The following is a 20,870-nucleotide window of genomic DNA, read 5'->3' as shown; positions in this document are numbered from 1 at the left end:
AGATCGGCGCACGCGCCTGCGTGGCACTCGTCCTGCTAAGCACTCGCTTCCGGCTGGTAGTGCAGGATGACAACACCGGACGCCAGAGGGCGAGTGTGGGTCAGCTTGAGTTTCGTTCGCTTCAGCCTTGGTTTGAAGAGGGGCACACCCTCGCCGAGCAGTACCGGATTGATGCCGAGGCGGTATTCGTCGACGAGGCCCTTCTCGACCAGTTCGCTGGCGAAATCGGCGCTGCCGAAGATGAAGATCGTGCCGCCTTCGAGCTTCTTCAATCGTTTGACTTCCTCGGCGGCGTCGCCGGTCACGAGCGTCGTCCTTGCCCAATCGGCGGAGGTCAGCGTGCGCGAAAAGACGAATTTCTCGACGCCGTTCATGAAGGTCGCGATGTCACCTTCGGCCGACGGCCAGTAGGCCGCCATCATCTCATAGGTCACGCGGCCGAAAAGCAGGGTGCCCGTTCCAAGCTGTGTTTCGCCGATATAGGCGGCGAGCTCGTCCTCGAAGACGAACCAGCCGATGTCGTGTCCCGGTGCTTCGAAGAAGCCGTCAACGCTGACCATGTCCCACATGATGACCTTGCGCATTTCTCTCTCCCGTTACGGCACGCTCTCTCACGGGAAGAGTGGCAAATCTGATATAATTTTGCAAGCGGTTTTATATTTGCATCGGATGGATTCACGCCGGCACGCGTGCTAGTTTTCGGAGAAGGGAAGGAGGCAATTCGATGGCGTTGAACAGGATCGACTGGGCGGTCGACGTCATCGCGCCGCGCGCGTCTGATCATCTGCCCGAAGTCGGCTGCGGCCACGGCGTTGCCGTGACGAAGGTTTGCGAGCGGCTTGTCGATGGGGAGATTGTCGCGGTCGACCGATCGGCTGCGATGGTGGCAGCCGCAGCACGCCGAAATGCGGAATACGTTGCCGCCGGGCGAGCCGTCTTGCGGGTTGCGGAGCTTCGCTCGCTCGATCTCGGTGGCCGTCGCTTCGACAAGGTGTTCGCCATGCGCGTCGGCGTGTTCACGCGGGGCGATCCCGCCCGCGAGTTTGCGGCGCTGGTGCGGGTGTTGAAGCCGGAGGGCCGCCTTTTTCTTTTCCATGACGAGCCGTCCACGGGGGCGGACGACGTTGGCGCGCGTCTCGAGGCGGCGGCCCTTCGCCACAGCTGGCAGGTCGAGGCCCGGTTGGGGGAGAGCTTCGACAGCGGCGAGGTCGCCTGCCTGATTGCGCGGCCGCCAGCCTGATGGCGTTGCGACTGATGACGCCCGCTTTTTGCGGGCGTCACGCTTGCGAGGATTGCGGTTATGTCAGCCGACGTCGCCTGCAGCCGCCGCGGCGAAGAAGTCCTCGGGATCCTCGACCTCGACAAGGCGGCGCTTTTCGATCAGCCAGAAACGGTCGCCGACATTGCGCACGAAGCTGCGGTCGTGGGAGACGAGAAGGCAACTCGTCTCGTTTCTCAGCAGCTCCGCTTCAAGCGCTTCCTGGCCCTCGATGTCCAGGTGGTTGGTCGGTTCGTCGAGCAGGTAGAAGTTGGGCTCCTTCAACCGTAGCACCAGCATCGCAAGACGCGCCTTCTGGCCGCCCGAGAGCCGGCCGATCGCCTTTTCCTGCATGTCGATGCCGACGCCGACACCGACGAGCAGGCTACGGGCGCGCTGATCGCCGAGCGAGAAGCGGCGGGACAGCGCGGCAAGCGGCGTCTCGTCGTCCGACAGGCCGGCAAGTGCCTGGTCGCTGTAGCCGAGCACGAGCGAGGGCGTTGCCTTCAGCGTGTCCGGCACGCGGGAGGGCTCCTCGATCGCCGCGCGGATCAGGTTGACGAGGCGGGTCTTGCCGGCGCCGTTTTCGCCGAGCAGCACGATGCGGTCGCCCTGGCAGATCCAGCGCTTGCCGGTGCGGAAAAGCGGGGTGCCGTCGGGTGTTTCGACCTGGACGTCGTCGAGCGTCACCAGGATCTTAGCGTGGGTGCCGCGATTGGCGAGCCGGATCGCGCCAGCGGAACGTTCCTGATGCGCAGGCTTTGCGGCATCCTCCAGCCGTTCTGCGCGCTGTTTCAACTGCTTCGTCTTTATCGTGAGCAGGTCGCTACCGGAGTTGATGCCGATGTTGTTCAGCTTGGCGGCCTGGCGACGCAGCTGCTGGGCCACCTTCATGTCGCGCTGGTAACGCCGCTCCTCCGATGCGTCCACCTCATCGAGAGCGGCGCGCGCCCTTGAATAGGGGAGCGCGAAGATCGGCGATTGCTCTGGTCTGAGGAACAGCGTGCGGTTGGTGGTGGCGTCCAGAAAGGCGCGGTCGTGGCTGGCAACTAGCACCGGCACGTCGCGTGGCAGCGCATTCAGCCACGCCTCTAGCCGGCCGATCTTGGCGAGATCGAGATGGTTGGTCGGCTCGTCCAGAAGCAGGGCGTCCGGCTCGCTGACCCAGACGCGGGCAAGCAGCATCAGCCGCTGCCAGCCGCCGCTCAACTGCGAGACGGCGCGCGCCCGTAGAACCTCCGGCACATCGAGGGAATCGAGCACGATATCGACGCGCCAGCTTTCGTTTTCCGCCTGGTCTGTCGGGAGCGCTGAGAGAACCGCGTCGTGGAAGGAGAGAGGCAAAAGGGACGCAGGCACGTTCTGCTCGACGTGGCCGACCGTTAGGCCGCGCGAGCGGGTGATTTCGCCGGCGGTTGGGTCGAAGGAACCAGCGATCGATTTGAGCAGAGTCGACTTGCCGCGCCCGTTGGCTGCGACGACGCCGATGCGGTCACCGGGGGCAACCGAGAGGTTGAGGTTGGAAAAAAGCGGTGCACTCAGGCTGACGCCGAGGTTGCGGATGTTGATCAAGGCCATGGTCGTTCTCTGGACTGCACGAGCGACGGCTGGACATCCGGGGCGGCAAAATCATGCCGTGGTTGGCGGATGGTTGTTCCCGCGACAGCAAAACGCTGTGCTCGGGCCACGTCGGCTCGGTATTGGAAGACGATGCATGCGTTCAAACCGGAACGGTTTCGCACTGCATCACTCTGGGCAGACCAGGGATAGGGCTCGCAACGAGCCGAAAGGGTATCTGGTCAGCCCTGCAAACGCATCTGCAGGGCTTGGACGGGGCCAAACTGACGGTGTTGCCAGAAAAATGTCATCACGCGCAGCCCCCCCTTCTGGAACTCAAGTTGCGGGACGTGAATAACACAAAGCACTGCTAGTACGCAACAACTGCGCAAGTCGTCTGGCGGTATTTTAGTTTACTGATATCGCGCCACAATGCATGCTGCTTTACTGCAGATTCAGTGCCTTCCAAAGGCCCCGGTGTAGCATTATTTGCTCTCCTTCGTTAAACGCGGAGTGCCGATTTCGATACTTAAATGTGTAAAATGTTGTGCCTCCGGGGCGGTGTTGAATATTGCCTAAAGCGCTACAATTGAAAAGTGCTTCCGCGATTTCATAAATCCTTGCCTCTTCAAGAGGTTTTACGGAGTTTTGTGCTGCTGACACTAATTCTGTGAGCTTGAAATCACGTTTCCTTACTCGTCCAAGGGCTCCGATCATCCTATTTATTTCTTCAGGGGTGGCGTATCCACTTAGTTCATCCTGAATTTCTGGGAGGAAGTATTTGATCGAGTAGTCTCTCATGCCTGCCTTTAGGGCCTCAGAACTTACGCGAGGAGACGAGCAGTACTGCTGGACATGAGTTAGTAGTTGCAGAAAGTCTCGCGGCGTATGCCGTGTCATATCCAGCAATTGTTTCTGAGTGTTCTCTCCTCCAATGTTTCGTGGGATGAGATCACCGAAGAGAGTTACCCCAAGACCCAAACTTCTATTCGCTCTAAGCTTTGCTGCTTCGACAAGAAGTGAGCTGTCTGGGTTCTGCGGGTCGTGGTACCAATCAAGCTCTACTGAGTAATCGTGTCGAATTTTATTTTTATTTGCGCCTGGAATTCGCTCGAATAAATCAGTTCTGCACAGCAATATTATCTTTGCCGGTACTCCGTATTTAGAGAATTCGGAATTCAGCCTTGCTACTTCAAATATTAATGCTCCTAGTGATTTGTATTGCACTTCTCTTGTTGTTAATATGTCGTCGAGTCCGTCTATTATTAAGTAATGTTTTGTCTTGCTTCTAGTGTGTCTAATGACCTCCTTCAGAGATTCAACGAAATCAGGTATGTCAGATGCAGGCTTGGTCGCTGATCCGGACCAGCTATACTCAGCGAGTTTTCCCGGTAGCGATAATGTGAAGCTATTCTTGGCGCTAGCTCTAACAATGGCACCAGGTTCTGCGGCCGGTGACAACCCCATCTGTCGAAACGCCGAAATCGCGTCACGTAGTATCGGCATATCTGGGTGAAAGAGCGCTTCATCCCTGGCAAACGATTCGAGAATGTAGACGAGAAGTATCCATGACCATGCCAGTGGATACTTCGCTTCCGGTTCGAGGTCGCCTCGTATTATTTTTGAGAATGGTGTAAAAGGAAAATCAGCAAGAGACACAAGTTTCACTTCACGATCGTATTGATCGTTGGCGGTGAGCAACGTGCGTTCGCCAATTGAAGATTTTCCGGCCCCTTTGTAGCCTAGGAATAGGTACTTATCCCCATGTAAGGCTACGTCGCCGGATGCTTTGTAATCAATGTGTCCATTTATTAGCAGGTCAGGATATTTTGATCGTTCGGCTTCGGCAGAGATCAGCCCAAATACAATATCTCGAAAGTCGCTCATCTTACCCCACTCAGTTTGACCATTAAGTTATGGTCATTTGAGTGATGTCACAAGTTGTTTTTTGATGTCGCGCACAACTCGCCCCGAAACTTTACGATGTTGTCAGATCACACCGTTCGGCAAAATCCCATTGCTTGGAACTACATCTGCAGGCCAAGGAACTTGAACGGCTCCGAAGGCTTGAAGTTGCCGGTCGCGTCGCCCGAGTAGGTGTGATCCTGGTTGTCGCCGAGGTCGAGCTTCATCACCTTGCCGGTTTCCTTGGTGAAATCGATCTTCTTCAGATCAACCCAGAAGGTGTTCGGGGTCAGCGCCGATTCGAAGAAGTAGAGCAGGCGCTTGTGATCGACGACGATGCGCCACCGGGTCGAAGAGATATTCGGTTCTTCCGGCGTGTTGAGGCCGTAGGGCACGGACGCGTTGCGGATGACGCTGAAGACGCTGGCGAGCGCGCGGTCGGGGTTCTCGTCCTTGGGAATGGCGTTGACATAGAACGACGCGCGGGCAAACCGGTCGGAGGCCCGGTTCGTGCCCGGCAGCATCACCGTGCCGCCGATCTGCTTCCAATAGGTGTTCAACGCGAGCTGTTCGTCGAAGGTCGGCGAATTGGTCATCACCTGATACTTGCGGTCGTGATGGATGACCTGTTTGCCGCCGATATACTCGACGATGGCGCTGTCGCCCGTCTTGTCGGAGATCGAAAGATGCAGCGTCGTCAGACGGGTCTCGCCGGGCACGTTGTCGGTGACGATCGTGAAGGGTTCCTTTTCGAGTGCTGCGACCGCTTCTGCGACCGTCTCGAAGCTGTCCAGCACATACTGCCCCCAGGCGGCGATCGTCAGTCCGGGTTTCGACTTTTCGTCGAACTTCGGATACTCGGATTCCACCAGCCACAGCAGATTGACGTTGAGGCCGACCTCGTTGACGCCGTCGGTGGTCGAGACGTCGTAGCCGGTCGCAATCAGGCTGCCGTATTTCGCCGTCCATTTGAACGAATTGGGTCCGGTCTGGCCATTGCGCTCGATACCGCGGGGAAGCACCCAGAGATTGGTTGCCACATCGCTTTTCCAGTCCATGGAACGGGCTGTGATGATGTTGTCGTTGGGACCGAGATAGACGAAGCGCGTGCAGGCCTCGGCGCTGGTCTGGGCAAGGACGAGAAGGCTGGCGAGTGTCGCTGAAGCAATCGTACGGGCGGACTTTCCGATAAACGTCACGGCATTCTCCTTTGCAGGTCGAGTGCGGATCAGGTCTTTCTAAAACAGCATGGAGAACCCGATGACCGGGCCATGTTGGTTCACGTCCCAACGGAACTTGTTGGCTCCGGTGAAATCGTCGCTTTCATAGTCCTGGTAGAGCAGCCGGTAGCCGGCGCGCAGGATCGTCGGCTGGCCGAACATTTCGGTGCGATAACCGAGATAGGCCTGGGCGTTGACGCTGAGCTTGGAGCCGACGTCGAAGCCGCCGATGTCGGCCTCGGCCGCGAGGTTCCAGCGCTCGCTGAGATCCGCCTTGACGCGCACGCCGACGAAGGGGTCGGTCCAGTCGGCGCTCTTTGTCGCATTGAAGCCAAGCACGGAGACGTCGGCCTCGAGCTTCGTCCAACGCAGACCGACCGTCGGCTCGATCGAGAACGTCCTCGGCTTGCCGAAGGCGGTGTTGCCGCCAAGCTCCTGCTCGTAGATCTGATAGAACGCGCCCGCGGCCAGCGTCGTCATCTTGATATCGAGGCCGATCTCGTGGGATAGCAGCTCTTCGTCCTGGCTGGTGCGCACATACTGGCCATCGAAATAGACGCCCCATTGACCGTTGGTCAGCTCAATATTGCCCATAAGCGCCAGGTCGAGATGGTCGAGCGTGTCTTTGAACGGCACATCTACATCCGTGTCGAAGCCGGCAAGAGAAGCGTCGCCCTTCAGGCTGGCGGCCCAGACATAGGGGCTGACAATCACTGTCCAGTCGCTCTCAGGCGCCATGCGCTCGGCGTCGAAATCGGCAGCGCCCGCTGCCGTCGAATAGAGCAGCGCCAGCGAAAATGCGCCGGCAAGATGCGCGGCGGCGCGTCCGGTTGCGGCTATGCGACGTGTCTGCATGTCTGCCCCCTTGATCCCTTAGCGGCAGCCTAGCCACCACGGCTGCAATTGCAAGTGGCGCATGCGCTCGCCGCACATGTTTCCGTCGGCATTGCGATGCCTTATTCCTGCCGTCTTGCCATTGCGCGCGAGCCCCTGATCCGCTAAGAGACGCCGCGACTTTCCGCTCCCCGAAGCGGTGACTGCCGATGTCCGAGAAGTCTCCCAAGCTTTTTGACCGTCGGGCGCCGGCGGGGGCTTTCCTGTCACGCGCGCCCCACGCGCGCAAATTGGGTACCGGTAGAGGCACATGGCACGCATCGTGATGAAATTCGGCGGAACGTCCGTCGCTGATTTGGACCGCATTCACAATGTTGCCCGCCATGTGAAACGCGAAGTCGATGCCGGCCACGAAGTTGCCGTCGTCGTTTCCGCCATGTCCGGCAAGACCAACGAGTTGGTCGGCTGGGTGCAGAACATGCCGAAGGCAACCGGCGCCAACTCGCCCTTCTACGATGCGCGCGAGTACGACGCGATCGTCGCGTCCGGCGAACAGGTGACCTCCGGCCTGCTGGCGATCGCGCTGCAGTCGATGGGCATCAACGCCCGTTCCTGGCAGGGCTGGCAGATCCCGATCCGCACCGACAATGCCCATGGCGCCGCCCGCATTCTCGATATCGACGGTGCGGAACTCGTCCGCCGCATGGGTGAGGGCCAGGTCGCCGTCATTGCCGGCTTCCAGGGACTTGGGCCCGACAACCGCGTCGCCACCCTTGGTCGCGGCGGCTCCGACACCTCGGCCGTTGCGATTGCCGCCGGCGTCAAGGCAGACCGTTGCGACATCTACACCGACGTCGATGGCGTCTACACGACCGACCCGCGCATCGAGCCGAAGGCGCGGCGGCTGAAGAAAATCGCGTTCGAGGAAATGCTGGAAATGGCATCGCTCGGCGCCAAGGTGCTGCAGGTGCGCTCGGTCGAGCTCGCCATGGTGCACAAGGTCCGCACCTTCGTGCGTTCGTCTTTCGAAGATCCCGATGCGCCGGGCATGGGTGACCTTCTCAATCCGCCCGGTACGTTGATTTGTGATGAGGATGAGATCGTGGAACAGGAAGTCGTAACCGGCATTGCCTATGCCAAGGATGAAGCCCAGATTTCGCTGCGCCGTCTCGCCGACCGGCCGGGCGTCTCCGCCGCGATCTTCGGCCCGCTGGCTGAAGCCCATATCAACGTCGACATGATCGTCCAGAACATCTCCGAGGACGGTTCGAAGACCGACATGACCTTCACGGTTCCCTCCGGCGACGTCGACAAGGCGCTGAAGGTGCTCGGCGACAACAAGGACAAGATCGGCTATGACGTCGTCCAATCCGAGGCCGGCCTCGTCAAGGTCTCGGTCATCGGCATCGGCATGCGCAGCCACGCCGGTGTAGCAGCTTCGGCCTTCCGCGCTCTTGCCGACAAGGGCATCAACATCAAGGCCATCACAACTTCCGAGATCAAGATTTCGATTCTGATCGACGGACCCTATGCGGAATTGGCAGTTCGCACTTTGCATTCCGCTTACGGTCTCGATAAGAGTTAATCGACAGACGACCGATTTGGGATTCGCGGTGTTGTTGCCGCGGATCTCGTCAAAGCCGTCATCTCTATTTCGGGAGACCCCACGCGATGAGAGACCTTTCCGCAGGTCCGCGCGTTCTCCTCAAGCGGTTGCGCGAGTTGATGGCGGAACCGCTGGAGCCGCAGGAGCGCCTTGACCGTATCGTGCGCCAGATCGCGCAGAATATGGTCGCGGAAGTGTGTTCGGTCTATGTGCTGCGCTCCGACGGCGTGCTCGAACTCTATGCGACCGAAGGTCTGAACAAGGCCGCCGTTCACCTGGCGCAATTGAAGATGGGGCAGGGCCTCGTCGGCACCATCGCCGCTTCGGCGCGGCCGCTCAATCTCTCCGACGCCCAGTCGCACCCAGCCTTTACCTACCTCCCGGAAACCGGCGAAGAGATCTACCATTCCTTCCTCGGCGTGCCGATCCTGCGCACCGGCCGCGCGCTCGGCGTTCTCGTCGTTCAGAACAAGGCGATGCGCAACTACCGCGAGGACGAGGTCGAGGCGCTTGAGACGACCGCCATGGTTCTCGCCGAAATGGTGGCGACCGGCGAGCTGAAGAAGATCACCAAGCCCGGTCTCGAACTCGACCTGTCGCGTCCCGTCTCGATCGACGGCAACAGCTACGGCGAAGGCATCGGTCTCGGCTATGTCGTCCTGCACGAGCCGAGGATCGTCGTCACCAATCTCCTCAACGAGGATACCGACCAGGAGCTGCAGCGACTTGCCGAAGCGCTCGGCTCGCTGCGCATTTCGATCGACGACATGCTGTCGCGCCGCGAGGTGTCGATGGAAGGCGAGCACCGGGCCGTGCTCGAAACCTACCGTATGTTCGCCCATGACCGCGGCTGGGTGCGCAAGCTCGAAGAGGCGATCCGCAACGGCCTGACGGCGGAGGCCGCCGTCGAGCGCGTGCAGAGCGAGACCAAGGCGCGCATGATCCGCCTGACGGATCCGTACCTGCGCGAGCGCATGCATGATTTCGACGACCTCGCCAACCGCTTGCTGCGCCAGCTCTCCGGCTACGGCGCCAAGCTTTCGGCGAGCGACTTTCCGAACGACGCGGTGATCGTCGCGCGCGCCATGGGTGCTGCCGAACTGCTCGACTATCCGCGCGAAAACGTGCGCGGCCTGGTGCTCGAAGAAGGTGCCGTCACCAGCCATGTGGTGATCGTTGCCCGCGCCATGGGCATTCCTGTCATCGGCCAGGCGACCGGCGCCGTGGCGCTGGCAGAAAACCGCGACGCAATCATCATCGACGGCGACGATGCCAAGGTGCATCTGCGACCGCTCGCCGACCTGCAGCGCGCCTATGAGGAAAAGGTTCGCTTCCGGGCGCGGCGTCAGGCGCAGTTCCGGGCACTGAAGGACGTCGATCCGCTGACCCGGGACGGTACGCGCATCACGCTGCAGATGAACGCCGGCCTGCTCGTCGACCTGCCGCACCTGAACGAGGCGGGTGCCGAAGGCATCGGTCTATTCCGCACCGAGCTGCAGTTCATGATCGCCTCGACCATGCCGAAGGCGGAGGAGCAGGAAGCCTTCTACCGCAACGTTCTGAAGCAGACGGGCGGCAAGCCCGTGACCTTCCGCACGCTCGATATCGGTGGCGACAAGGTGGTTCCCTATTTCCGCGCGGCGGAAGAGGAAAACCCGGCGCTCGGCTGGCGCGCCATCCGGCTTTCGCTCGACCGGCCGGGTTTGCTGCGCACCCAGCTGCGCGCCATGCTGCGTGCCGCGGCCGGTGCCGAGCTCAAGCTGATGCTGCCGATGGTCACCGAGGTTTCCGAACTCAGGATCGCGCGCGACCTGTTGCAGAAGGAAATCGAACGGCAGTCGAAGCTCGGCGAACAGTTGCCGCGCAAGCTGCAGTTCGGCGCCATGCTCGAAGTGCCGGCGCTGCTCTGGCAACTCGACGAGCTGATGACCGAGGTGGACTTCGTTTCCGTCGGCTCCAACGATCTCTTCCAGTTCGCGATGGCGGTCGACCGTGGCAATGCCCGTGTCTCCGACCGGTTCGACGTGCTCGGTCGCCCGTTCCTCAGGATCCTGCGCGACATCGTGCGCGCCGGCGACAGGCACGACACGCCGGTAACGCTCTGCGGCGAGATGGCGAGCAAGCCGCTCTCGGCCATGGCGCTGCTCGGGCTTGGCTTCCGTTCGGTGTCGATGTCGCCGACGGCCGTCGGACCGATCAAGGCGATGCTTCTGGCGCTTGACGCCTCCAAGCTCGGCGCACAGCTCAACGCTGCACTGGACGATACGCGCGATCAGACGCCCGTTCGCCAGATGCTGGTGGATTTCGCCGCGGAAAACGGCATTCCGGTTTAGATTGAAGTGACGCGTCGCAACCCTCGTCCGGAGCTGATCCGGCCGGGGCAAGACGCATTGGAGTGAGACTTGGCAAAGCTTCCCGTTGAAAAGATGCGCGAACTGGAACGGCGGTTCGGCGAAATCGAGGCGCGCATGTCCGCCGGCCCGGCCGCGGACGTCTACGTCAAGCTCGCCTCGGAATATTCCGAACTGCAGCCGGTGGTGACGAAGATCCGCGCCTATGAAAAGGCGACGGCGGAGCTTGCCGACATCACCGCCATGCTCGCCGACAAATCGACCGACCGCGAGATGCGTGACCTCGCCGAAATGGAAAAGCCTGAGGTCCAAGCGGCGATCGAGGGGCTGGAACAGGAAATCCAGATCCTGCTCCTGCCGAAGGACGCGGCCGACGAAAAGAGCGCGATCCTTGAAATCCGCGCCGGAACCGGCGGTTCCGAGGCGGCGCTGTTTGCCGGCGACCTGTTCCGGATGTACGAGCGCTATGCGGCGGGCAAGGGGTGGAAGGTCGAAGTGCTGTCGTCGAGCGAAGGCGAAGCCGGCGGTTTCAAGGAAATCATTGCGACCGTTTCCGGGCGCGGCGTGTTTGCCCGGCTGAAGTTCGAATCCGGCGTGCACCGGGTGCAGCGCGTGCCGGAGACGGAGGCGAGCGGTCGCATTCATACCTCGGCAGCAACCGTCGCGGTGCTGCCAGAGGCCGAGGACATCGATATCGAGATCCGGCCCGAGGACATCCGCATCGACACGATGCGCTCGTCGGGCGCCGGCGGACAGCACGTCAACACGACGGACTCGGCCGTACGCATCACACACTTGCCGACCGGGCTCGTCGTCACCAGCTCGGAAAAGTCGCAGCACCAGAACCGTGCGAAGGCGATGCAGGTGCTGCGCTCGCGCCTCTACGACATGGAGCGCCAGCGCGCCGACAGCGAACGCTCGGCCGACCGGAAGAGCCAGGTAGGATCGGGCGACCGCTCCGAACGCATCCGCACCTACAACTTCCCGCAGGGGCGGCTGACCGACCACCGCATCAACCTGACGCTCTACAAGCTCGACCGGATGATGATGGGCGAAATCGACGAAGTCGTCGATGCGCTGCTTGCCGACTACCAGGCAAGCCAACTGGCGCAGCTCGGCGAGCAGCGGGGCTAAGCGATGGCCGAGACGCTCGCGAGCCTGGTTGCCGAAAGTCGCGATCGCCTGCAGGCGGGCGGCATCGAACACGCGGCGCTCGACGTCCGGCATCTGATCTCGGGCCTGCTCGACCTGTCGCTGAGCGCGGTCGTGTCGCGGGGCAGGGACCCGGTTTCGGATGAGGATGCCCAGCGGATCCGGGCTGCGGTTACCCGCCGGCTGGCGCGCGAGCCGGTCTATCGCATCCTCGGTGAGCGCGAGTTCTTCGGCCTTCCGCTGAAGCTGTCGAAGGAAACGCTGGAGCCGCGCCCGGACACCGAAACCCTGGTCGATCGCATGATCCCTTATCTGCGCGCGGTGGTGGCGCGAAAGGGAGGGTGCGAGATCATCGATCTCGGCACAGGCACGGGCGCGATTTGTCTCGCGCTTCTGTCTGAGGTTCTTGAAGCCAGGGGCACGGCGACCGATATATCCGGAGACGCGCTGGCGACGGCGACGGCAAATGCCGCCGCTCTCGGACTTGCGGATCGATTTCGGCCCCTGCTCAGCAACTGGTACGAAAAGGTGGATGGTCGCTTCGACGTCATCGTCTCAAATCCGCCGTATATCCGGTCCAGTGTGGTCGAAGAGCTTGAGCCGGAGGTGAGACTTCACGACCCGGCCGCAGCGCTTGATGGCGGAGAAGATGGGCTAGATGCCTATCGCGCCATCGCTTCTCAAGCTGGTCATCATCTTGAGACAAACGGCGTGATAGGCTTGGAAATCGGTTTCGACCAGAAAGAGGCGGTAACGGCGTTGTTTTACGCCGAAAAATTCCGTCTGCGTGAAGAGGCGAAGGATCTCGGCGGCAATGACCGCGTCCTGATCTTCGAACGCGACACAAACCGTTGAAAAAATGCTGCACTGGCGCATCTTCTTTCTTGCAGAGGCAAAGAAAGGGCTTGGAATCCCAGAGGAAGCGGGCTAGTTTGCCCGCGCACTGGGCAGAAGGTCATGGACCTAAGATTCGTTCCGGTATGACCTGGCCACGGGGATTGCTCTCAAGAAAGAGTTGCTAGGGTTCAACAGTGCCTTGTGCGGGTACCTGTTAATTTGACGTCAGTCGGCGCCGAAGCCGCCATTGTGCGAGCACAACGGCGCGTGTTCTGTCGGGCGTGAACGGATCCGGCCGGAAGACGAAACCACATGATCATCATTATCAAGAGAATTCGGGTGAATGTACTATGAGGCCAGGACAGCAAAACAAGCGCGGCCGCGGGCGGAATAACAACAACAATAACAACAACAATGGTAATAACAACAACCACAACCGCAAGGGCTCGAACCCGCTGACGCGGACCTACGACAGCTCCGGTCCGGATGTGAAGATTCGCGGTACGGCCCAGCACATCGCCGAGAAGTATTCTGCACTTGCGCGCGACGCCCAGAGCTCCGGCGACCGGGTCATGGCGGAAAACTACCTGCAGCACGCCGAGCATTACAACCGCATCATCGCTGCCGCACAGGCGCAGATGCAGGACCGTTTCCAGCGTGACGACCGTCAGGACTTCCGCGGCCACGATGGCGCCGACCAGGACCAGGACGATCTGGATCAGGGCTATGTAGACGATATGCCGGCTCCGGTTGCCGCAGCCGCTGCGCCGGTTTCCGAGCCGCAGCCTGTCATCGACGGTACCGGCCCGCAGCCGGTGATCGAAGGCACGCCGGCCGAAGTCGCGATGGAAGAAGAGGCACCGGCCGCTTCCGGCCGCGCCGCTTCGCGCCGCCGCAACACGCCGCGTCCGCGCCGTCCGCGCCGCAGCGCCGCCGAAGGTGCCGCCGACGAGGCTCAGCCGTCGGGTGATGACGCTCCGGAAGCACCGGCTCTCGCCGCTTCCGAATAAGCGAAGTCGCAATCCTCAGCCTGTCCAGTGCAGGCACCAAAAACCCGGCCCTTAGCGGCCGGGTTTTTCTTTGTCCGGCCACCGCTGATCAGCCTTTGTGCTGGTCAACTCTTGGCACTGTCGACGATGAGCGCAGCAAGGTTGCTGCTCGCGGCCGTCTCGCTTGTGCGCCCACGGATCAGCTCGCGGCCGATTGCTTCGGCCGCGCCGGCGATACCGGTGCAGCGAAGCCTCAGATCGTCTTCAGCGATTTCCGAGAAGGGGGAGAGGGCGGTCTTGATCATGGCGACGTAGTCGTCGACCTGCTGTTGCTGTGTGGCGATCATGTCGGCATTGCCGCGCAGCGCGCCGGAGATCGCCTGCCATTCCTCGCCGCTTTCGACCGCACAGTCGATGTAGACCGAACTGATGATGTCGGCGACCGCATCGAGCCGACTGGATGCCCCCTCCAGCGCCACCCTCAGTTTCTCGGTGTGCCGGTCTTCGATTTCCTGGGAGAGGGCGATCAAAAGCCCCTCGCGCGTGCCGAAGTGTTCGTAGGCAATCGGCTTGCTGACGCCGGCGCTTTCGGCGAGATGGCCAAGCGTCAGGGCGTCGGCGCCCCGTTCGCGCAGGATCTCCCTTGCGGTCTCGAGCAACTGGGCGCGTCGCTCCGGCTTGGCAAGCTTTCGGCCCTTCGTCCGGCTCATCGGTCATAATCCTCTTTTCGCGTCGGCTCACGCCTCTTGAAAGTGGCCTTCGGCATCTTACTTACCAGTAGTAAGTTACTAATGGTAAGTTTGGTAGGTGCCGCTTACCTCTCGTTTAGGAGATAGGAAGATGTCGAGCAAGTTTCTGCCCGTTTTGATCATCGGCGGTTCCGGGGTCGTCGGGTCGCAGGCCGCAAAGATCATTCGTCGTCTGCACCCGGCGCTGCCGATCGCGATCGGTGGTCGCGATCTTGGCAAGGCCGAAGCGGTCGCGCGCGAGGTTGGCGATGCAATCGGGGTCAGTGTTGACCTTGGGCGACCGGATCTCGGCCTCGGCGCCGAGCGCCGCTTCAGTGCGGTCGTCATCTTCCTGAAAGACGAAAAACTGAGTTCGATGCGCTACGCCCAGCGCCACGGCATCCCCTATATCAGCCTCTCGAGCGGCACCTTCGAGGTCGGTCCGGAGATGGCGCAGTACATCCACGCGCCGGACAGCGCGCCGATCCTGCTCGCCAGTCACTGGCTTGCAGGTGCTGCGATCTTCCCGATCCTCGACTTTGCCAAAGCCTATGAGGCGATCGACGCGATCCGCATCGGGGTCCTGCTCGACGAAGAGGACATGGGCGGGCCGGCAGCGCTTGCCGATTACAACCGCATCACCGGTCTCGCGCCCGCGGCCTTGACCGTCACGGATGGCAAGTTCCACTGGGCCGGCGGCGAGGATTCCAAGGCGCGCTTCAGAAGCGTTGACGGTGTCGAACTCGAAGCGACCGCCTATTCGCCCTTCGACGTCATGGCGCTTTCGGCCCGCACCAACGCCAGCGATATCAGGCTGGATCTTGCTTACAGCGTCTCCGCGAGCAGACGGCGCGGCGAGCCGTTCTCGACCGAGATCGCCATCGATATCAAGGGCCGCAACAAGCATGGCGAGCCGCTCGACCGTCGGTACGAGATCGTGCACCCTCAGGGCCAGGCGCCGTTGACGGCCCTTGGCGTCGCCCTTGCGGTCGAGCGCATGCTCGGCCTTGAGGGCGGGGCGGCCCCGGCGCCCGGGCTCTATCTGCCGGAGGTCCTGATCGACCCGGCCTACTACGTGCGGCGGATGAAGGATTTCGGCGCGACCTTTGCCGAGCGGACGCCCGCGGCATAGGCAATCCGGCGGCCGCGTTACCCTTTCGGTGCGCGGCCGCCTCGTGGTTGCAGATTTCCGTCTCAGGAGCGTCGCGAGGCTCTTTAATTTCCAAAATCGCTGCCCCATATTCGCTTCGGACGCGTTGATCCGACGCAAAGCGGGGATCGCGCCATACTGACAGGCTTGCCGAATGCGGGAGCCTGATCCTGAAACACCGACGGGTGCCATGATGGGCCTGCCGGGATATGGAGGTAGAGTATGAATATCGAAAAATATTCCGAGCGCGTGCGCGGTTTTCTGCAGTCGGCACAGACCTATGCGCTGGCGCAAGGACACCAGCAATTCACGCCCGAGCATGTGCTGAAGGTACTGCTCGATGACGACCAGGGCATGGCCGCCTCGCTGATCGAGCGGGCCGGTGGTGATGCCCGCGAAGCGCGTGCCGGCAATGACGCAGCACTGGCAAAGCTCCCCAAGGTTTCCGGCGGCAACGGTTCCGTCTATCTGTCGCAGCCGCTCGCGCGGGTGTTTTCGAGTGCCGAAGACGCAGCCAAGAAGGCCGGCGACAGCTTCGTCACCGTCGAGCGCCTGTTGCTGGCGCTGGCGATCGAAAGCTCGGCTGCCACCGCCGATGTGCTGAAGAAGGCCGGCGTCACGCCGACCAAGCTCAACCAGGTGATCAATGACATCCGCAAGGGCCGCACCGCCGACAGCGCCAATGCCGAGCAGGGTTTCGACAGTCTGAAGAAGTATGCACGCGACCTGACGGCCGATGCGCGTGAGGGCAAGCTCGACCCCGTCATCGGCCGCGACGACGAGATCCGCCGTACCATCCAGGTGCTGTCGCGCCGCACCAAGAACAATCCGGTTCTGATCGGTGAGCCCGGCGTCGGCAAGACCGCGATCGCTGAGGGCCTGGCGCTGCGCATCGTCAATGGCGACGTGCCGGAAAGCCTCAAGGACAAGCGGCTGATGGCGCTCGATCTGGGCGCTCTGATTGCCGGCGCGAAGTTCCGCGGCGAGTTCGAGGAACGGCTGAAGGCCGTGCTCAACGAGGTGCAGGCCGAAAACGGCGAGATCATCCTGTTCATCGACGAGATGCACACGCTGGTCGGGGCCGGCAAGGCCGATGGCGCCATGGACGCCTCCAACCTTTTGAAGCCGGCGCTGGCGCGCGGTGAGCTGCATTGCGTTGGGGCGACCACGCTCGACGAATACCGCAAGCATGTCGAAAAGGATGCGGCCCTTGCCCGTCGCTTCCAGCCGGTCATGGTTGAGGAGCCGACGGTCGAGGACACGATCTCGATCCTGCGCGGTCTGAAGGAAAAGTACGAGCAGCACCACAAGGTCCGGATCTCGGATTCCGCCCTGGTTGCCGCCGCGACCCTTTCGAACCGCTACATCACCGACCGGTTCCTGCCGGACAAGGCGATCGATCTGATGGACGAAGCCGCCTCGCGGCTGCGCATGCAGGTGGATTCCAAGCCCGAAGAGCTTGACGAGCTCGATCGTCGCATCATCCAGCTGAAGATCGAGCGCGAAGCCCTGAAGAAGGAAACCGACGTCTCGTCGAAGGATCGGCTGGAGAAGCTCGAATTTGATCTGGCTTCCCTCGAAGAGCAGGCATCCGCGCTGACGGCCCGCTGGCAGGCGGAAAAGCAGAAGCTCGGGCGTGCCGCCGATCTCAAGAAGCAGCTCGACGAAGCCCGCAACGAACTGGCGATCGTCCAGCGCAAGGGCGAGTTCCAGCGTGCCGGCGAACTGACCTACGGTGTCATCCCGAAGCTGGAAAAGGAGCTCTCGGACGCCGAAAGCCAGGAGAACGCCAATGCCAACCCGATGGTGCAGGAGGTTGTGACCCCCGACAACATCGCGCATGTGGTTTCGCGTTGGACCGGCATTCCGGTCGACAAGATGTTGGAAGGCGAGCGCGACAAGCTGCTTCGCATGGAAGACGAACTGGCGAAGTGGGTTGTCGGCCAGGGTGACGCCGTGCAGGCGGTTTCCCGTGCCGTCCGGCGTTCGCGCGCCGGCCTTCAGGATCCGAACAGGCCGATCGGCTCGTTCATCTTCCTGGGTCCGACTGGTGTCGGCAAGACCGAGCTGACCAAGGCGCTTGCCCGGTTCCTCTTCGACGACGAAACCGCGCTGCTGCGGGTCGACATGTCGGAATACATGGAGAAGCACTCCGTCGCTCGACTGATCGGCGCGCCTCCGGGCTATGTCGGTTACGAGGAAGGCGGTGCGCTGACCGAAGCCGTTCGGCGCCGGCCCTATCAGGTCGTGCTGTTCGACGAGATCGAGAAGGCGCATCCGGATGTCTTCAACGTGTTGCTGCAGGTGCTCGACGACGGCCGCCTGACCGATGGTCAGGGTCGCACCGTCGACTTCCGTAACACGATGATCATCATGACCTCGAACCTCGGCGCGGAATATCTGGTCGGGCTTGGCGAAAACGAGGACAGCGATGTGGTTCGCGACCAGGTGATGGAGGTGGTGAAGTCCGCCTTCCGGCCGGAGTTCCTGAACCGCGTGGACGAGATCATCCTGTTCCACCGGCTGCGCCGCTCGGAAATGGGTGCGATCGTCGATATCCAGCTCGAAAGGCTGCGCAAGCTGCTTGCCGAGCGCAAGATCACGCTGGAGCTCGACGACGATGCCCGCGCGTTCCTGGCCGACAAGGGCTACGATCCGGCCTATGGTGCCCGTCCGCTGAAGCGGACGATCCAGAAGTTCGTGCAGGATCCGCTCGCCGAGAAGATCCTGCAGGGCGAGTTCCCGGATGGTTCGACCGTCAAGGTGCTCTCGGGCTCGGATCGCCTCAACTTCAAGCGCGGGTTGGGACCGGACAAGGAAGCCGCCTAAGTCCAGCAGCGCTCAAATCAAGAGGCCGCCCTTCGGGGCGGCCTTTTCGTTTGTGCCGATTTTCGAGAAGGGGAGGGGAGGAGCGGTTAGTTGCTCGCGACCTCTGCGCCCGTGCCGTCCTTGTTCAGCAATTCGTCGATGCGGTCGCGTTCCTTCTCGAACTTCGCCATCGCATCGCCGGAAAGCGACTTGCCGCCGGGCAGGCGGATGCGCAAGGGATCGACCTTGTTGCCGTTGACGATGAGCTCGTAGTGCAGGTGCGGTCCGGTCGAAAGGCCTGTTGTGCCGACCCAGCCGATCACCTGGCCCTGGACGACCTTGTTGCCCACCTTGACGTTCTTGGCGATCGCGCTCTGGTGGTTATAGGAGGACACGTAGCCGTTGGCATGGCGGATCAGCGTCTGGTTGCCATAACCGCCGGAATCCCAGCCTGCCTTTTCGACGACACCGCCGCCGGCGGCGATGATCGGCGTGCCGCGCGGGGCTGCCCAGTCGACGCCGGTGTGCATGCGCGAGAAGCCGAGGATCGGATGGCGGCGCATACCGAAGCCCGAGCGGAAGTGGCCGTTCGGCACGGGGTTGCGCAACAGGAACTGGCGGATGCTTTTGCCGTCCTGGTCGAAATAGTCGATCGTGTTGTCGCTCGGATCCTGGAACCGGTAGAAGGCGGTAACGGCATCGCCGAACTTGGCGCGAACATACAGGAGTTCGGAATCCTCCGTCGCCATGCCGCGTTCGTCGGTCACGGAGAAGAAGGCTTCGAGCGAGTCCGTCGGCTTCAGTTGCGCCTGGAAATCGACATTGCTGGCGAGCAGCTTGACGACGAGGCCGACCATGTCGGCGTTCATGCCGTAGGAGAGTGCCGCCCGGTAGATCCCGTCATAGACCCGCGGCAGATCGTGGCTGCTGGTCATGACCGGCGCGCCGTTGTCGTCGAAGGCGGTGGCGACCGCGTCAAGTCTCGGCGGCTCGGCGCCGGGCACGAAGCGGCCCTTGTCATCGACCGCCATCGTCAGCACATGCCGGTTGCGCGAATAGATTGTGGCCCGCACGATGCGTGCGTCCTGACCCTTCTGCGTCTCGCCGTTCTGAATGATGCCGATGCGCAGGACATCGCCTTCGGAAAGTTCGCTGGCGCCGAGCGCCTGGCCGAGATAGCCGGCGGCGTCTTCGGCCTGCGCTTTGGTATAGCCGGCGCTGCTCATCACGGTCGCGATGTCGGTCTGGCGCCGCACCGGGATGATGTCGTCGGCGTATTCGGTGGTTTCTTCGTCGATCGTCTCGTAGGCGGCGTCGCTCTTGTTCTGCTCGACGATGCGGGCGGTCAGGCCCTGGAGAAGATCGAGCCCGTCATTTTCCGAAGCGAAGCGCTGCGGGTCGACATAATAGAGCGAGGCGACCTGGGTGCTGCCTTCGGTCAGGACAGAGCCGTTGGTGCGGACATTTTCCTCGACCTCTTCGAGCGACATCGAGCTGTCAAAGGTGGCGCCGCCACGCAGCGGGAAGTCGACGGTTTTCAGCGCCACTTCGGAATCGACATTCGAGCCGTAAAGCGTGCCGGTTCGCGAAACGGGGGACTCTTCATCTGCCTCTTCCGTCGAGAAGATCGCCAGAGGATCGAAGTCCGGATAGCTTTCCGAGGCCTGATGATTGGCGGCGAGCGCCATCTTGACGTGAACGAAGGGCTGCTTGCGCACCACTTCCTTCTCGCCGTCATGGGTCATCGTCGAGACTTCCATGATCGTCTTGTCGGCCGGCTTGGCAACGAGCTTCGGCGACAGGATGCGACCGCCGCGAACGGCGGTTGCCTGCTCGTCGCCGTTCGAACCGGCATCGAGCGCGGCGTAGGCTTCGGCCGGGATTGCCAGCTGCTGGCGTCCGTCAAGCGCTGCAAAAAGCGCGACACCCATCAGGAGGCTCGAGGTGATCCCCGTCAGGAAGGTACCCGATAGCCAGCGCAGCGAGATCTCGCGCCTGTCGGGCGCGCGCCGGCCATGCGCCAGGATCGGTGGCTGGTCGCCAAGCGACCTGACCATGTTCTTGTCGGTGATCATGCCGAACTGAGAGTCCCCGATTTCTCTAAACCGTATTCTTGCCTGCGATACGTTGCGCGAAGGTGTGCATCTTTCACGCGGCGGAGTCAAATCACGCGCGGAAGCGGCAAGGGCGATATCCTATATATCCAAGCCCGTCCGCGCGCCCGCATCCGCGACGCATCTTCGTTTTCGCTTAGATAGGCGGATTGTGAAAAAGGTAGGGCCAAATTGTGTCTCCACAGGCCCGGGGGAGGGGGCAAAAGTTTTTTGGGGGCGCAAAGCCCTGCGTTTGTGGGCTTTGTCAGAAATCTGTCTTTTTTTCCGAAAATCCCTGTTGACGTGTTCGGGGATGGGGGTCTATAAGCCCGATCACTGACGAGGGCGGCGGCGCTGCTGGCGACGACGACCTTCGCTCTAG

15 protein-coding genes are annotated in these 20,870 nt (G+C 61.7%); 8 read left to right on the top strand and 7 right to left on the bottom strand.

The window, feature by feature from the left end; translation table 11 throughout:
• Positions 1-35: 35 nt before the first annotated feature.
• A complete protein-coding gene (locus ACIQUG_RS26790; RefSeq protein ID WP_402325223.1) occupies positions 36-584 on the bottom strand; it encodes a dihydrofolate reductase family protein in 549 nt (182 codons plus the stop codon).
• A 140-nt stretch (positions 585-724) separates the two neighbouring features.
• On the opposite strand from ACIQUG_RS26790, the gene ACIQUG_RS26785 reads away from it, so the two are divergent.
• Positions 725-1,240: a methyltransferase domain-containing protein gene (locus tag ACIQUG_RS26785; protein ID WP_402325221.1), complete on the top strand. Its 516-nt coding sequence runs from the start codon at positions 725-727 to the stop codon at positions 1,238-1,240.
• A gap of 63 nt (positions 1,241-1,303) precedes the next feature.
• On the opposite strand, the gene ACIQUG_RS26780 is transcribed toward ACIQUG_RS26785, so the two are convergent.
• From ACIQUG_RS26780 to ACIQUG_RS26765, 4 genes are all read right to left on the bottom strand, one after another.
• The gene (locus ACIQUG_RS26780) at positions 1,304-2,836 is read right to left on the bottom strand and encodes an ABC-F family ATP-binding cassette domain-containing protein (RefSeq protein WP_402325220.1); all 1,533 of its coding nucleotides are present in this window, start codon (positions 2,834-2,836) and stop codon (positions 1,304-1,306) included.
• A 423-nt stretch (positions 2,837-3,259) separates the two neighbouring features.
• On the bottom strand, positions 3,260-4,702 hold the full coding sequence (locus tag ACIQUG_RS26775; RefSeq protein ID WP_402325219.1) for a P-loop ATPase, Sll1717 family: 1,443 nt from the start codon (positions 4,700-4,702) through the stop codon (positions 3,260-3,262).
• Positions 4,703-4,842: 140 nt separating this feature from the next.
• Positions 4,843-5,889, bottom strand: a complete 1,047-nt coding sequence (locus ACIQUG_RS26770) for a linear amide C-N hydrolase (RefSeq protein ID WP_402325692.1) — start codon at positions 5,887-5,889, stop codon at positions 4,843-4,845.
• A gap of 69 nt (positions 5,890-5,958) precedes the next feature.
• Positions 5,959-6,795, bottom strand: a complete 837-nt coding sequence (locus ACIQUG_RS26765; protein ID WP_402325218.1) for a hypothetical protein — start codon at positions 6,793-6,795, stop codon at positions 5,959-5,961.
• 289 nt (positions 6,796-7,084) lie between these two features.
• On the opposite strand from ACIQUG_RS26765, the gene ACIQUG_RS26760 reads away from it, so the two are divergent.
• The 5 genes from ACIQUG_RS26760 (at position 7,085) to ACIQUG_RS26740 (ending at position 13,730) form a co-directional block, all read left to right on the top strand.
• Positions 7,085-8,359 (top strand): aspartate kinase, encoded by a 1,275-nt coding sequence (locus tag ACIQUG_RS26760; RefSeq protein WP_043622972.1) that lies wholly within the window; start codon positions 7,085-7,087, stop codon positions 8,357-8,359.
• A gap of 86 nt (positions 8,360-8,445) precedes the next feature.
• Positions 8,446-10,713 carry a phosphoenolpyruvate--protein phosphotransferase gene (gene ptsP / locus ACIQUG_RS26755; RefSeq protein ID WP_043622970.1) on the top strand — a complete coding sequence of 756 codons (2,268 nt, stop codon included), beginning with the start codon at positions 8,446-8,448 and terminating at the stop codon, positions 10,711-10,713.
• Positions 10,714-10,782: 69 nt separating this feature from the next.
• Positions 10,783-11,865 carry a peptide chain release factor 1 gene (gene prfA, locus ACIQUG_RS26750; RefSeq protein WP_192450563.1) on the top strand — a complete coding sequence of 361 codons (1,083 nt, stop codon included), beginning with the start codon at positions 10,783-10,785 and terminating at the stop codon, positions 11,863-11,865.
• 3 nt (positions 11,866-11,868) lie between these two features.
• Positions 11,869-12,738, top strand: a complete 870-nt coding sequence (gene prmC, locus ACIQUG_RS26745) for a peptide chain release factor N(5)-glutamine methyltransferase (RefSeq protein WP_402325217.1) — start codon at positions 11,869-11,871, stop codon at positions 12,736-12,738.
• A gap of 332 nt (positions 12,739-13,070) precedes the next feature.
• Positions 13,071-13,730, top strand: a complete 660-nt coding sequence (locus tag ACIQUG_RS26740) for a DUF4167 domain-containing protein (RefSeq protein ID WP_402325216.1) — start codon at positions 13,071-13,073, stop codon at positions 13,728-13,730.
• 104 nt (positions 13,731-13,834) lie between these two features.
• Here ACIQUG_RS26740 and ACIQUG_RS26735 read toward each other — a convergent pair whose 3' ends face one another.
• Complete coding sequence (locus tag ACIQUG_RS26735; RefSeq protein WP_043626181.1) at positions 13,835-14,419, bottom strand: TetR/AcrR family transcriptional regulator; 585 nt, start codon at positions 14,417-14,419, stop codon at positions 13,835-13,837.
• A gap of 130 nt (positions 14,420-14,549) precedes the next feature.
• Here ACIQUG_RS26735 and ACIQUG_RS26730 point away from each other — a divergent pair, with 130 nt between their 5' ends.
• Complete coding sequence (locus ACIQUG_RS26730) at positions 14,550-15,569, top strand: NAD(P)-dependent oxidoreductase (RefSeq protein ID WP_402325215.1); 1,020 nt, start codon at positions 14,550-14,552, stop codon at positions 15,567-15,569.
• A 240-nt stretch (positions 15,570-15,809) separates the two neighbouring features.
• Positions 15,810-18,416 (top strand): ATP-dependent chaperone ClpB, encoded by a 2,607-nt coding sequence (gene clpB / locus ACIQUG_RS26725; protein WP_402325213.1) that lies wholly within the window; start codon positions 15,810-15,812, stop codon positions 18,414-18,416.
• Positions 18,417-18,502: 86 nt separating this feature from the next.
• Here clpB and ACIQUG_RS26720 read toward each other — a convergent pair whose 3' ends face one another.
• Positions 18,503-20,470, bottom strand: a complete 1,968-nt coding sequence (locus ACIQUG_RS26720) for a M23 family metallopeptidase (RefSeq protein ID WP_043626166.1) — start codon at positions 20,468-20,470, stop codon at positions 18,503-18,505.
• Between the last annotated feature and the right edge of the window lie 400 nt (positions 20,471-20,870).

Origin of the sequence: Ensifer sp. NPDC090286 (genome assembly GCF_044769565.1) — a bacterium.
Classification (GTDB): domain Bacteria; phylum Pseudomonadota; class Alphaproteobacteria; order Rhizobiales; family Rhizobiaceae; genus Ensifer.
Note: the sequence above shows the minus strand (reverse complement) of the source record. Positions and strands in the feature narration are given on the sequence as shown.

Bases quoted from the DNA above. Each gene is read 5' to 3' on its own strand.
- ACIQUG_RS26790 (WP_402325223.1), bottom strand. From the start codon at position 584: ATGCGCAAGGTCATCATGTGGGACATGGTCAGCGTTGACGGCTTCTTC.
- ACIQUG_RS26785 (WP_402325221.1), top strand. From the start codon at position 725: ATGGCGTTGAACAGGATCGACTGGGCGGTCGACGTCATCGCGCCGCGC.
- ACIQUG_RS26780 (WP_402325220.1), bottom strand. From the start codon at position 2,836: ATGGCCTTGATCAACATCCGCAACCTCGGCGTCAGCCTGAGTGCACCG.
- ACIQUG_RS26775 (WP_402325219.1), bottom strand. From the start codon at position 4,702: ATGAGCGACTTTCGAGATATTGTATTTGGGCTGATCTCTGCCGAAGCC.
- ACIQUG_RS26765 (WP_402325218.1), bottom strand. From the start codon at position 6,795: ATGCAGACACGTCGCATAGCCGCAACCGGACGCGCCGCCGCGCATCTT.
- ACIQUG_RS26760 (WP_043622972.1), top strand. From the start codon at position 7,085: ATGGCACGCATCGTGATGAAATTCGGCGGAACGTCCGTCGCTGATTTG.
- ptsP (WP_043622970.1), top strand. From the start codon at position 8,446: ATGAGAGACCTTTCCGCAGGTCCGCGCGTTCTCCTCAAGCGGTTGCGC.
- prmC (WP_402325217.1), top strand. From the start codon at position 11,869: ATGGCCGAGACGCTCGCGAGCCTGGTTGCCGAAAGTCGCGATCGCCTG.
- ACIQUG_RS26740 (WP_402325216.1), top strand. From the start codon at position 13,071: ATGAGGCCAGGACAGCAAAACAAGCGCGGCCGCGGGCGGAATAACAAC.
- ACIQUG_RS26735 (WP_043626181.1), bottom strand. From the start codon at position 14,419: ATGAGCCGGACGAAGGGCCGAAAGCTTGCCAAGCCGGAGCGACGCGCC.
- ACIQUG_RS26730 (WP_402325215.1), top strand. From the start codon at position 14,550: ATGTCGAGCAAGTTTCTGCCCGTTTTGATCATCGGCGGTTCCGGGGTC.
- clpB (WP_402325213.1), top strand. From the start codon at position 15,810: ATGAATATCGAAAAATATTCCGAGCGCGTGCGCGGTTTTCTGCAGTCG.
- ACIQUG_RS26720 (WP_043626166.1), bottom strand. From the start codon at position 20,470: ATGATCACCGACAAGAACATGGTCAGGTCGCTTGGCGACCAGCCACCG.